This is a genomic window from Pseudonocardia sp. ICBG601 (assembly GCF_020496245.1).
In genome coordinates this window covers 1-11,785 of sequence record NZ_JAHLJA010000021.1, presented here as the reverse complement: position 1 = coordinate 11,785, position 11,785 = coordinate 1, and the positions used below count along the sequence as shown (strand labels likewise).

Sequence of the window (11,785 nt, the reverse complement as noted above, 5' to 3'; positions counted from 1 at the left end):
CTAACCGGCGGTCGGGGTGATCCGGTAGAAGAACGGGCCGGTCCCGTTGCGGGCGATCGCGATCAGCAACGGGCCGGCGTCCTCGATCGCCCGGGCCGCCTCCAGGCCGCCGACGTGGATCGGGTCGAACCCCGCGTCCCGGTTGAGCCGGTCGACGAGCGTGCGGATCGCGGGGTCGGCCGCCACCAGGTTGCCCGGGGGCGTGGTCTGTGTCGCCAGGCGCGGGTACTCGGACGCGAAGTTCGCGCAGAAGGACTTCGCGACGGGCCCGCCCGTCCGGGAGCGGACGAGGTGCGCGTTCGACTCGTGCTCCGGGTCGCGCGGTCCGTAGACGTTGGTGGCGTCGATCGCGGGGACGCCGGCGATCCCGGTCGTCCGGCCCAGCGCGTCGGCGACCTGGTCTCCGGGGACGGCGACGACGAGCACGTCGGCCCCGGTCGCGTCACCACCGTCGCGGCCCAGACCGGTGACGGTGTGCCCGGCGGCCGACCAGAGCGCGGCCAGGCCGCCGCCGACGGTGCCGCGTCCCAGGATCGTGATCCTCACGTCTACCCCTCTCCCACCGGGACCGTGGCGGGCCCGGTGCACCAGCCGGGCGATCGGTCGCCGCGGGGGCCTCCCGTCGCGCTGTCGCGTGCCGAGGTGCGGGACGGGCGACCCGGCGGTGACGTTACGAAGGGCGCGGTCCCCGGGGATCGGTCACGCAATCGGTCGTCCGTGCTTCCCGATGTCCTCCTCTGTACTTCCCGATGTCCTCGACACGGTCCACCATGATCCGCAGGCCGTGGCAGCGAGGTGACGGCCCGACACGAGCGACGTGACCTACGGCGCGCCCGTCCGGCAGGAGAGCATCTGACCATGGTGTCCATGGACGCGGTCCTCGACGACCTGGAGGCCGAGAGCGCGGTCGTCCGGGCGATGGTCGCCGACCTCGACGACGCCGGGATCGGCGCGCCGACCCCGGCCGAGGGCTGGAGCGTCCGCGACCAGCTCACCCATCTCGCCTACTTCGACGAGGCCGCCGCCCTCGCCGCGACGGACCCGGAGACCTTCCGGTCGCGGGCGGCCGCGCTGCGGGAGCTGGGTCCCGGCTTCCCCGACCGGGTCGCCGCGGACCACGCCGGGCTCGGGGCGGAGGAGGTCCGGGCGTGGTTCGCCGGGGCCCGCGACGCCCTCGTCGGCACGTTCCGCGGCATCGAGCCGAAGACCCGGCTGCCCTGGTACGGGCCCGACATGAGTGCCCTGTCCTCGGTCACCGCCCGGCTGATGGAGACCTGGGCGCACGGCCAGGATGTCGCCGACGCGCTCGGGGTGCTCCGGGAGCCGACGGACCGGCTGCGCCACGTCGCCCACCTCGGCGTGCAGACCTTCGGCTTCACCTTCCGCAACAACGGCCGCGAGGTCCCGCAGGTGCCCGTGCGGGTCGAGCTGCTCGCCCCCTCCGGCGCCTCGTGGACCTGGGGCCCGGAGGACGCCGCGGACCGGGTCACCGGTTCCGCGCTCGGCTTCTGCCTGGTCGCCACCCAGCGCCGGCACGTCGAGGACACCGACGTGACCACGACCGGTCCGGTGGCCGCGGAGTGGGTCGCGATCGCCCAGACCTTCGCCGACACGCCCGGCCCCGGCCGCGCCCCCGGCGCCGTCGCGGCCGCCTTCCCGGCGCCGACCCGGACGCCCACGGGAGGACCCGCGTGACCCGAGCGCCGGGGCGCAACGGGCGCGGCGACCCCGCTCCGCCGGGGGACATCGCACGCGGACGGGCGCCGCGGGTGTGGGGAACGCCGCTCGCCGGAACCGGGAGCCGCCCGCGGACGACTGTCGGACCGTGCACACCCCATCGCTCGGCCCGGCCCGCTCGTCGGTCGTCGCCACCGTCGTCGCACTCGTCGTCGCGACCGTGCTGCTCGTCGCCGGATGCTCCGCCGCACCGCAGGCGGCCGGGCCGCAGGGCGCGGACGCCGCGTTCCCGCTGACGCTGGACCACGCCTTCGGGACGACGACGATCCCGGCCCGTCCGCAGCGGGTCGTCGCGCTGGGGTCGGCCGACGTCGCGGTCGCCAGGGCGCTCGGGGCGGACGTCGTCGGTGGCCTGCGCAACGCCGGGGAGTCGCAGCCGCAGGCGCCCTACCTCGCGCCGTTCCCGGACGGGGTGCTGACGATCAGTGAGCTGGAGCCGCTGTCGCTGGAGCGGATCGCGGCGTACCGCCCGGACGTCATCCTGGCCGTGTCGTCCTACCTGGTCACCGACCGCGACGCCTACGAGCGCCTGAGCGCGATCGCCCCGACCGTCGTCTACCGCGACGTGCTGTTCGGCGCCCCGATGGAGGACGACGCCCGGCGGATCGGCGCGGCCCTCGGGGCACCGGAGCGGGCCGAGGAGCTGGTGGCGCGGGCCGACGGCGCCGTCGCCGCGCTGCGGGCCCAGCTGCCCGGCCTCGCCGGCCGGTCGGTGCTGGTCGGACAGGCACGGGGCGACGTCATCCCGGTCATCGTCGACCCCGCGAACCAGTCCACCGCGCTGACCCGCGCGCTCGGGCTGGGCCTGCCGCCGACCTTCGCCACCGACCCGCCCGCCGGTGACGAGGTCGCCCCCGGCACGGTCGCGCTGTCCTACGAGGAGGCGGGTCGCCTGGCCGAGGCCGACCTGGTCGTCATGAGCTTCCCGACCCCGGCCGACCGTCGGCGGTTCGAGGGCAACCCGGTGGTCGCGCGGGCGCTGGCCCGCACGACCTACGTCCCGATCGGCCTCGACGAGGCGATCGCGCTGCAGGCACCGAACGTGGTGTCCACCGGCTGGCTCCTCGACCGGCTGCGCCCGGCGCTGGAGCGGGTGGCCGCCGCGCCCGCTACCGGCCGCTGAGGAACGCGACCGTCGCCCGGTTCACCTCGGCGGGCCGCTCGAGGTAGCCGTAGTGCCCGGCGTCGGCGATCTCGACGTACCGGGCACCGGGCACGGCGTCGGCGACCTCGCGGCTCAGGTGCGGTGGGATCGCGGCGTCGTCGGCGAAGGCGAGCACCAGCAGCGGCACGGCGAGCGCCCGGTAGGCCTCGGTCCGGTCCCCCAGGTCCATCGACACCTGCAGCTGGGCCCGGTGTCCCTTGGACACCCCCGCCCCGGCGAACGCCAGGACGTCGAGCCAGTCCTGGGCCTCCCGGTCGGCACGCAGGGTCGACGGCGACAGGTACTGCAACGCGGACACCGCGGCGTGGTAGTCCTCGGGCAGCTCGACCCCGGCGTCGGCGAGTGCGATCTCGCCCGCGGTGATCGCCCGCTGCACGGGGCCGAGCCGGGCGTGCGCGGCCATCGCGACGACCCGGGTGACCAGGTCCGGCCGGGCCAGCGCCGCCTCGATCACGACGCGGGAGCCGAGCGAGGTGCCGACGAGCGCCGCCGGGCCCGCGTCGAGGTGGGTGACCAGGGCGAGCACGTCGGCAGCCATGTCGTCGACGGTGAACCCGTGCGCGCACTCGTCGGTCGGCGGGATGCCCCGGTTGTCGAGGGTCACGACGCGGTGGCCGGCCTCGCGGAGCGCGGGAACCTGGTGGGTCTGCCAGACCCGTCCCGGGCTGCCGGTGCCCATCACCAGGACGACGGGCGGGCCGTCGCCTCCGTGGTCGGTCCAGGACAGCCGGATGCCGTTGAGGGTCGTGACCGTCATCCGCGCACCTCGCTCTCGGCGGCGAGCAGCGCACCCAGTGCCCGCTTGTCGATCTTACCGACGGCGGTGAGCGGCAGGTCGTCCCGGACGACGACCCGGTCCGGGGACATGAAGCGGGCCAGCCCGCGCTCGGTCAGGAAGGTGCGCAGGTGACGCCGCTTCGGCGGGGTCGCACCGGGTGCCGGGACGATCACCGCGCACACCGCCTCGCCCAGGTCGTCGTCCGGGATGCCGATGACGGCCGCGCCGGCGATGTCCGGGTGCGCCAGCAGGTGCTCCTCCAGCTCGGTGGCCGCGACGTTCTCGCCGCCGCGGTTCACGACGTCCTTGATCCGGCCCTCGACGACGAGGTGCCCGGTCGGGAGGCGGCGCACCAGGTCGCCGGTGCGGTAGTAGCCGTCCGGGGTGAACGACGTCGCGTCGTGCTCGCGGGCCCGGTAGTAGCCCCGCAGCGTGTACGGGCCGCGGGTCCACAGCTCCCCCGCCGTCCCCTCCGCGACGTCGGTGCCGGCGCGGTCGACGACCCGGACCTCGTCGGCCGGGCTGAGCGGGCGCCCCTGGCTGACCGCGACGAGGTCGTCGGGGTCGTCGAGCCGGGTGTAGTTCAGCAGCCCCTCGGCCATCCCGAAGACCTGCTGCACGGCGGCGCCGAGCTCGGGGCGGACCCGGCGGGCGAGCGTCGCGTCGCACTTGGCCCCGCCGACCTGGACCAGGCGCAGGGTCGACAGGTCCCAGGACCCGCGGCCGTCGCCGGCGAGGTCGGCCCAGAGCCGCAGCAGCGGCGGCACCATCGCGGTGACCGTGACGCCCTCGGCCGCGACCAGCCCGAGGGTGACGTCGGGGCTCGGGACCGGCGCGAGGACGACCGTGGCCCCGACCCCGAGGGCGCCGAGCAGGCCCGGGCAGGCCAGCGGGAAGTTGTGCGCCAGCGGCAGGCAGGCGAGGTAGACGTCGTCGGCGGTCAGCGCGCAGACCTCGGCGCTGGCCCGGGCGTTGTAGGCGTAGTCGCGGTGGGTGCGCGGGATCAGCTTCGGCTTGCCCGTGGTGCCGCCGGAGACGAGCAGGACCGCGACCTGTCCGGGGTCGGGCCGCGGGAGCGGCTCGGCGGTGCCGGCGGGCAGGTCGGCGATCGCGGTCGTCCCGGCAGCGGTTCGCCGTCGACGAGGAGGTGCCGCAACGAGGGGACCGCCTTCGCCACCTGCAGTGCGAGCTCGCGGTGGTCGAAGCCCTCGACGACGTCGGGTCCGACGTAGGCGACGGCCCCGGAGAGCGCGGCGAGGTGCTCGATCTCGGCCTGCCGGTGCGCGGGCAGGGTCAGCACCGGCACCGCCCCGGCCCGCAGCAGCCCGAACAGGGTCACCGGGAACTCGGCGGTGTTGGGCAGGTGCACCACGACGCGGTCGCCCTCGGCGATGCCGAGTGCCCGCAGCGAGCGGGCGCGAGCGTCCGCGGCCCGGTCCAGCTCGGCGTAGGTCCGCCGGCTGGGCCCCGCGACGACGGCGACGGCGTCGCCGTACCGGCCGGCCCACTGTCCCAGCAGGTCGCCGAGGGTGTCCTCGCCCCAGTAGCCCTCCCGCCGGTAGCGCTCCACGTCCGCGTCGGGCCAGCCGAGCGCCCCGTCGATGAGCACGGTCACGTCGTCTCCTCTCCGACCAGGAACCGGCTGACGCTGCGCAGCTTCTCCCGGGTCTCCTCCAGCTCCCGTTCGGGGTGGACGCGCCGACGATGCCGGCCCGGCCCGCAGCCAGGTCCGGCCCTGCGCGCGGTAGATGGCGCGCAGCACGAGCGCCGCGTCGAGCGCACCGGTGTGGTCGACGGTCAGCACCGCGCCGCTGTAGAGGCCGCGTGCTCCCTCGTGGCGGCTGATCGCCGCGCACGCCGGGGCCTTCGGCAGCCCGGACGCGGTGACCGCGGGGAACAGCCGTCCCAGCGCGTCCCAGGCGGTGGCGCCGGGCCGGAGCCTGCCGCGGACGCGGGACGCGAGGTGCTGCACGCTGCCGCGCTCGACCACCCGCATGAACTCCTCCACGACGACGGCGTCCGGGTCGCTCACCTCGCACCACCTCGTCCTGGGCGACCTGGACCGACACCGCGTGCTCGTAGATCTCCTTGGGGGTCGCGCCGCAGCTCGTCGGACAGCTCGGCGTCGCGTTCCGGCTCGCCGGACCGGGCCCGGGTGCCGGCGAGCGGCTGGGTGGAGAAGGTCCCGTCCGCGGCGACCTCGACGACGGTCTCCGGGCTGAACCCGGCCGCCTCCAGCCCACCGAGGCGCAGCAGGAACGAGCGGGCCGGGGTGTTGTGCGCCCGGCCGTGCCGGTAGGTGGCGGGCAGGTCGACCGGCTCGGTGACCGGGACGGTGCGGGACAGGATGACCTTGCGGAAGCGGTCCTCGCCGATCTCGGCGACGGCGGCGGCCACCGAGCCGCGGTAGGCCTCGGCGCGGGCGGACTCGTCGACGGTCACCGCCGGCCGGTGCGGGGTGCTGCGTGCCCGGCACCGAGGATCGCGTCGCGCCAGGCCCGTGCGACGGCGTCGTCGGCGGTGTCGACGTCCACGCCGCCGGGGTGCAGGTGCGCGGTGTGGAGGGGAAGCAGCAGGTGCAGCAGGGTGCGGTTGTCCGCGGGGAGCTCCCCGCCGTGCAGGAGGTGGGCCAGCTCGAACGACGCCCAGCCGAACGCCTGCCACACGGTGCCGCCGACCTCGGCGAGGGCGGCGGAGACCTGGCCGAGCGGGTCCGCGCCGAGCGGCTCGTGCCGGGTGCCGGTGGGCGCGGTGACGGTCAGGCCGTCGGGACCCAGCACGATCTCGGCGGCGGTGCCCGCGGCCAGGAAACACGTCCTCGCCGCGCTCGTAGAGCACGTAGGGGTCCGAGTCGGGCACCGTGCGGCGACGGCGGTGGCGCGGCGGCGATGGCGGTCGTTGGCGCGGTGCGGTCGGTGGCGGTGGGTCGGTGGCGGTGCGGTCGGTGGCGGTGCGGTCGGTGGCGGTGCGGTCGGCAGGCGTGCGATCGGCGGGCGCTGCGGGTCGGATCGGTGGGGGCGGGCTGGGTGCGCGGCGGGCCGGCCGCCTCGGTGGTCGTGGACATGGTCGGTTCTCCTTCGGGCCGGCGCTCGTGCCACCGGGGTGGGGGTCGTCGTGGGGTGCCGGGGCGTGGTGGGCCGGGCGTCGACGGGCAGGTGGGACGGCCGGCTCAGCGGCCCCAGGCCGTCGCGGCGTCGGGGTAGTAGTCGGCGAACATCCCCAGGTCGGTGGCCTGGTCGTAGCGGGGGTGGTCCCGCATCCCGGCGAGTGCGAGTCCTCGGCGAGCCCGTAGTAGCCGGGTTCGCCCTCGGGCCGGCGGGCCGGTCCGGCGGTGCCGTCGACGACCGCGCCGAGGTTCTCGGTGAACGCCGGTGCGCGGCCTCGACGAGGTCGGACAGCACGTCCTCCAGCACGCGTCGGCGTCGACGGGGAAACCGCGCCTCGGCCAGCACCGGGCCGGTGTCGATACCGGCGTCGATCTCGTGCAGGGTCGCGGGCGAAGCTGGTCTCGCCGTGCAGCACGGCGTAGGCGGCCGTCACCGGAGGGAGGCCGCGGTAGGACGGCAGCGGCCCTCCGTGCACGTTGAGCAGCCGCAGCCCCGAGGCCAGTACCTTCTCCCGGAACAGGAACGGGTTGTCGATCGACCACAGCAGGCCGTCGGTGCACCGCTCGGCGAGCTCGCCGGCGAGCGCGTCGAGGTCGGCTCCGCTGCGGACCTCGCGGGCGGCGCCGGGTCGAACCCGGCGGTGGGGTGGTGCGGGGGCCCGTGGCAGACGAGGTCGACGGGGTGGCCGTCGGCCCGGGCGTGCCGGACGGCGCGCCACAGCAGGGCGCCGTCGCCGACGAAGATCATCGTTCCTCCTCGATGGATGCGCGGGTGACCCGGCGCAGCGGTCCGAGCAGCAGTCCGGTCGCGGCGGCGACCAGACCGGTGACGGTGTTGTAGACCCAGAGCGCGTCGCCGTCGCCGACGACGCCGCCGACGAACCCGGCGACGACGGCGCCGATCGCGGCGCCGGTCATGGCCTGGGCGGCGAACAGGCTGTTCACCCGGCCCAGCAGGGCGTCGGGGGTGCGGAGCTGCAGCAGGGTGTAGCGCAGCACCTCCTCGATCGCGTTCGTCGCGCCGGCGGCGACCAGGGCGGCGAGGACCAGCGCGACGGTCGGTGCGGCGCCGGCCAGCGCGTAGCAGGCGTAGCAGAGGACATCAGGGCCAGCAGGAGCCGGCCGGGGCGCGGGCTGCGCCGGACCCAGCCGCTGCCCAGCGAGCGAGCACCACCCCGGCCGCGAGTGCCGAGTACATGAGGCCGACGACGGTGGACGAGCCGCCGAAGCGGGCCTCGACGAAGGCCGGGACCAGCACGAACGAGCCTCCGCCGACAATCCGACGAGACCGGCGACCATCACGCCGAACACCACCGGCTCGCGGACCGCGAACCGGGCACCGGAGCGCAGGGCGGCCAGCGGGCTCTCCACCGGTTCCTGCGGTGCGCCGTCTCCGCCGCCCGCGCCGGCCGCCGCGTCGGGCCGGTCGCCGTCCGGACCGGCCGCGGCGGCCGCGGTCGTCCGTCCCCGGCCCGGTGGCGGCGCGACCATGAGCAGCACCCAGGTCACGGCGGCGGCGAGTGCGCCGGCGGTGTAGTTCCAGGCGGCGGAGGCGACGCGAACACGATGCCGCCGACGGCCGGGGCGACCACCGCGCCGAGTCGCAGCCGACACGGTGTTCAACGCCCCGACCGCGTGCAGCTTGGCCCGGTCCACGATGGACGGGGTCACGGCGAGCATCGCGGTGATGCAGGTGGCGCCGGACAGCCGTTCGCGGCGACCAGTGCGGCGGGTCAACGGGGTCGACCCGATCCAGGCGGCGTTCACCGCGAGCCCGGCGAACGTCGTCCCGCTGATCAGCCAGGTGACGCGCACCAGGAGCCAGCGGTCGACCCGGTCGGCGAGGACCCCGCCGCCGAGGTAGCCGACGACGAACGCCACCGACTCGATCGCGGTCACCATCCGACGACCGGGGTGGAGCCGGTGCGGCCGTAGACCTCCAGCGGCACGGTGACCGCGACGATCCCGACCCCGAACAGCAGGATGGTCCGGGCGACGAACAGGTTGCGGAACGTCCGGTCCTCGCGCAGCGGGCTGACGTCGACCAGCAGGGACGCCATCAGCCACGCACCGACCAGGTCATGAGGACCTCGGCCCAGCGCTGCGCGACCCGGTCGACCGTGCCGGCGTCGAGGACGCGGTGGGGTGGGCAAAGGTCGACTCCAGGACGGGGCCGTCGATGGTGTCGCGCAGCAGCACGTCGGACGACGAGCGAGTGCGCGACCCGCACGCCGGGCGCGGGTCCGACCCGTACCGCGGTCTGCTCGGGGGCGAGGCTCCCAGCCGCCGCTCGCGGTCCCCGGCGGGCCGGGTGGTGCGACCGAGCCAGTTGAGCGCGACCTCCGCTCCCGGGCCGGTGACCCGGGCCGTGCCGTCGGCCGGGTACCGCAGCAGGCCCCAGCCCAGGCCGCGCCCGGGCGGTGCGGCGACGGCGTCGCGGGCCCTGGCGATCGCGGGAGCCGCGTCGGGTACCTCCGGGGCCGGGGGTGCCGCGCACCGGGACCGGGGCGAGCACGGTGAGGCAGCCCACCGTCCGGGCGAGGTCGATGTCGTCCCCGAGCTCCTCGGCGCGGCCGTGGTGTTCGAGGTCGACCAGCAGCGGGCCGTCCGGCGCGGTGACGGTGAGCGCCTCCCCGAGGACGGCGAGCAGCACCGCCTCGGCGCCGGCGCCGTGCAGCCCGGCGAGCGTGGTTGACGACGTCCGGGCCGGTCACGACGGTCTGCCGGAGGGTCGGCGTGGGTGTCCCGGTGGCCGCGGGGCCGCAGCGCCGGCAGCAGGGCCGACGAGGCGAGGGTCTCGCTCCAGAAGCCGGTCTCCGCGGTGACCTGTGGTCCGGCGCCGTGGGCCCGCAGCCGCGCGGCGAACGCGGCGAAGCCGGTGGCCTCCGGGGCCGGTTCGGTCCGGTGCCGTGGGTCGCGATGTCCTCGGCGAGCACCCGCCAGGACGTGCCGTCCACGGCGAGGTGGTGCGCCACGGACCGCGAGCCGTCCCGGTTCGGTGCCGCGGTCGAACCAGAGCAGCCTCAGCATCCCGCCGGGTCCCGCGTCGAGCTCGTCGCGGGCGGTGCGGGTCGCGTCGGCGACGGCGCGGGTGTGAGTGCGTCGCCCCGGCGGCCGGGTCGACGGGAACCCGCCGGACCAGCGCAGCGGGTCGGCGTCGCGGCGCGGGGAGGATCTGCAGGCCCGTCCAGCGCCCGTCCGCGTCGGTCTCCAGGGCCGAGTGCAGGACCGGGTGCCGGGTGACCAGGGCGTCGGCCAGCGCGGTGAGGTCGTCGGCGTCGAACCCGGCGGGGGTGGTGACCAGCACCGCCTGTGCCCGGCCGGCGACCGGGCCGCCCACGGATCCCAGCCAGGACAGGACCGGAGTGAGCGGCGCGGTGCCGGGCTCGTCGGCGGCCGGGGTGGCCGATGCCCCCGGCACCGACCGTGCCGGCGGTACCGGCTGTGTCACCGCCCTCGCCCTCGCCCTCGCCGGCGTCGAGCGCCGCCGCGACCGCGGCGACCGTCCCGGCGACGAGCAGGTCCCGTACGCGCAGCTCGATGCCCTCGCGCCGGGCAGTGGCGGCGATGTCGATGGCGCCGAGGCTGTCGCCGCCGAGGCCGAAGAAGTCGTCGTCGATGCCGACCGTGTCGAGTCCGAGGACGGCGGCGACGATCGCGCACAGCCGCTGTTCGAGCGGGGTGCGGGGGGCGCGGGAGGCGCGGTGCGCGATCGGTTCGGGCTCGGGCAGCGCACCGGTGTCGAGCTTGCCGTTGACCGTCAGCGGCAGCGCGTCGACCACCGCCCACAGGGTGGGCACCATGTAGTCGGGCAGCACGCGGGCCACCGCGTCGCGGACCGTCTCCGGGTCGGGGTCGCCGACCAGGTAGGCCGCGAGCCGCTTCGTCGTCCCGGTCGTGCGGATGACGGACGGCGGCCTGGTCGACCCCCTCCACCGCGCCCAGCGCGGTCTCGACCTCCGCCGGTTCCACCCGGTAGCCACGGATCTTCACCTGGTCGTCGCTGCGGCCGAGGAAGTCCAGGTTCCCGTCGCCGCGGCGCCGCACCAGGTCACCGGCCCGGTACATCGGCCACCGGGGTCCACGGGGTCGGCGACGAACCGCTCCGCCGTCGAGTCCGGCCGGTCCAGTAGCCGAGGGGCCAGTCCGGTTCCGGCGATGTAGAGCTCGCGACGACGCCGTCGGGCACCGGCCGCAGCGGCCGTCGAGGACGTGCGCGACGGTGTTGGTGATCGCCGTGCCGACGGTCGACGTCGCGCTGTCGGTGGTGCCCGCGCCGAGGGTGTTGATCGTGTACTCGGTCGGCCCGTAGAGGTTGTAGCCCCACGTCCCCTCGGTGTCACGCAACCGCGACCACACCGACTCCGGCACCGCCTCGCCACCGAGCAGCACCAGCGGCGGCACGTGCGGGGCGTCCAACAAGCCCGCGGCGAACAGGGGATGGGCATAGGTCGGGGTCACGTTCACCACGTCGACCGGTGCTCGCCGCAGTACTCGACGAGCCGTTCCGCGTCGCGACGCAGTTCCTCGTCGCACACGTGCACCTCGTGGCCCTCGACCAGCCACAGGAGCTCCTCCACGACATGTCGAAGGCGAACGACACCGTGTGTCGCGATCCGCAGCACCCGTCCGCCCGCCGCCTCGATCGTCGGGGCGAAGATCTCGCGCGGTGGTTGACCTGCATGTTCGTCAACCCACGGAACGGAGTGACGACACCCTTCGGCTTGCCCGTGGACCCCGACGTGAAGATCACGTACGCAGGGTGGTCGAGCCGGCCCAGGGTTGCCGGGTGCGAACGACCCCAGCTCCTCGTGGGTCAGCGGTGTGTCCGGGACACCGTCGAACAGACCGGTCTCGTCCAGGCGCACCTGCTCCACCGCACCGTCGAACCGTGCGGCCACCCCCGCGACGTCACCAGCAGCGTCGTCCCCGAGGCGGCGAGCACCTCGGCCAGCCGCTCGTCGGGGGGTGGTCCAACTCCAACGGCACGTAGGCCGCA

Annotated in this window: 12 protein-coding genes and 2 pseudogenes; 3 read left to right on the top strand and 11 right to left on the bottom strand. The window is 75.8% G+C overall.

All coding sequences use genetic code 11. The annotated features are described in order from the left end of the window. Entirely contained in the window at positions 1-546 is a 546-nt protein-coding gene (locus tag KPL57_RS07365; protein WP_020625921.1) for an NADPH-dependent F420 reductase, read from the bottom strand. Between the two features lie 312 nt (positions 547-858). On the opposite strand from KPL57_RS07365, the gene KPL57_RS07360 reads away from it, so the two are divergent. Both KPL57_RS07360 and KPL57_RS07355 read left to right on the top strand, forming a co-directional pair. Next, positions 859-1,695, top strand: coding sequence for a TIGR03084 family metal-binding protein (locus KPL57_RS07360; RefSeq protein WP_226350997.1), 837 nt, complete (start codon positions 859-861; stop codon positions 1,693-1,695). A 130-nt stretch (positions 1,696-1,825) separates the two neighbouring features. Continuing rightward, complete coding sequence (locus KPL57_RS07355; RefSeq protein ID WP_226350996.1) at positions 1,826-2,860, top strand: ABC transporter substrate-binding protein; 1,035 nt, start codon at positions 1,826-1,828, stop codon at positions 2,858-2,860. Here KPL57_RS07355 and KPL57_RS07350 read toward each other — a convergent pair. The 7 genes from KPL57_RS07350 to KPL57_RS07325 form a co-directional block, all read right to left on the bottom strand. After that, positions 2,847-3,659 (bottom strand): alpha/beta fold hydrolase, encoded by an 813-nt coding sequence (locus KPL57_RS07350; RefSeq protein ID WP_226350995.1) that lies wholly within the window; start codon positions 3,657-3,659, stop codon positions 2,847-2,849. The two genes, KPL57_RS07355 and KPL57_RS07350, sit on opposite strands and share 14 nt — an antisense overlap. After that, entirely contained in the window at positions 3,656-4,723 is a 1,068-nt protein-coding gene (locus tag KPL57_RS07345; protein WP_308252822.1) for an AMP-binding protein, read from the bottom strand. Before KPL57_RS07345 ends, KPL57_RS07350 begins: the two co-directional genes overlap by 4 nt. Continuing rightward, positions 4,684-5,712 (bottom strand): chorismate-binding protein, encoded by a 1,029-nt coding sequence (locus tag KPL57_RS69420; protein WP_308252808.1) that lies wholly within the window; start codon positions 5,710-5,712, stop codon positions 4,684-4,686. The genes KPL57_RS07345 and KPL57_RS69420 overlap by 40 nt, the downstream gene beginning before the upstream one ends. Then, on the bottom strand, positions 5,709-6,122 hold the full coding sequence (locus tag KPL57_RS66010) for a chorismate-binding protein (protein WP_308252807.1): 414 nt from the start codon (positions 6,120-6,122) through the stop codon (positions 5,709-5,711). Before KPL57_RS66010 ends, KPL57_RS69420 begins: the two co-directional genes overlap by 4 nt. Next, a complete protein-coding gene (locus KPL57_RS07335; RefSeq protein ID WP_226351097.1) occupies positions 6,119-6,460 on the bottom strand; it encodes a hypothetical protein in 342 nt (113 codons plus the stop codon). Before KPL57_RS07335 ends, KPL57_RS66010 begins: the two co-directional genes overlap by 4 nt. Before the next feature lie 1,070 nt (positions 6,461-7,530). After that, positions 7,531-8,688, bottom strand: a complete 1,158-nt coding sequence (locus tag KPL57_RS07330; protein ID WP_226350994.1) for a hypothetical protein — start codon at positions 8,686-8,688, stop codon at positions 7,531-7,533. After that, a complete protein-coding gene (locus KPL57_RS07325) occupies positions 8,682-8,846 on the bottom strand; it encodes a hypothetical protein (RefSeq protein WP_226350993.1) in 165 nt (54 codons plus the stop codon). Before KPL57_RS07325 ends, KPL57_RS07330 begins: the two co-directional genes overlap by 7 nt. Positions 8,847-8,965: 119 nt before the next feature. Between KPL57_RS07325 and KPL57_RS07320 the strand changes: the two genes are divergently transcribed. After that, a complete protein-coding gene (locus tag KPL57_RS07320) occupies positions 8,966-9,481 on the top strand; it encodes a hypothetical protein (protein ID WP_226350992.1) in 516 nt (171 codons plus the stop codon). Between the two features lie 328 nt (positions 9,482-9,809). On the opposite strand, the gene KPL57_RS07315 is transcribed toward KPL57_RS07320, so the two are convergent. From KPL57_RS07315 to KPL57_RS71840, 3 genes and pseudogenes are all read right to left on the bottom strand, one after another. Next, a complete protein-coding gene (locus tag KPL57_RS07315) occupies positions 9,810-10,769 on the bottom strand; it encodes a phosphopantetheine-binding protein (RefSeq protein ID WP_226350991.1) in 960 nt (319 codons plus the stop codon). 271 nt (positions 10,770-11,040) lie between these two features. After that, positions 11,041-11,247 (bottom strand): annotated as a pseudogene (locus KPL57_RS71845) (hypothetical protein); the annotation flags it as partial. A gap of 163 nt (positions 11,248-11,410) precedes the next feature. Continuing rightward, positions 11,411-11,539: pseudogene (locus tag KPL57_RS71840) on the bottom strand (AMP-binding protein); the annotation flags it as partial. Positions 11,540-11,785 lie beyond the last annotated feature (246 nt).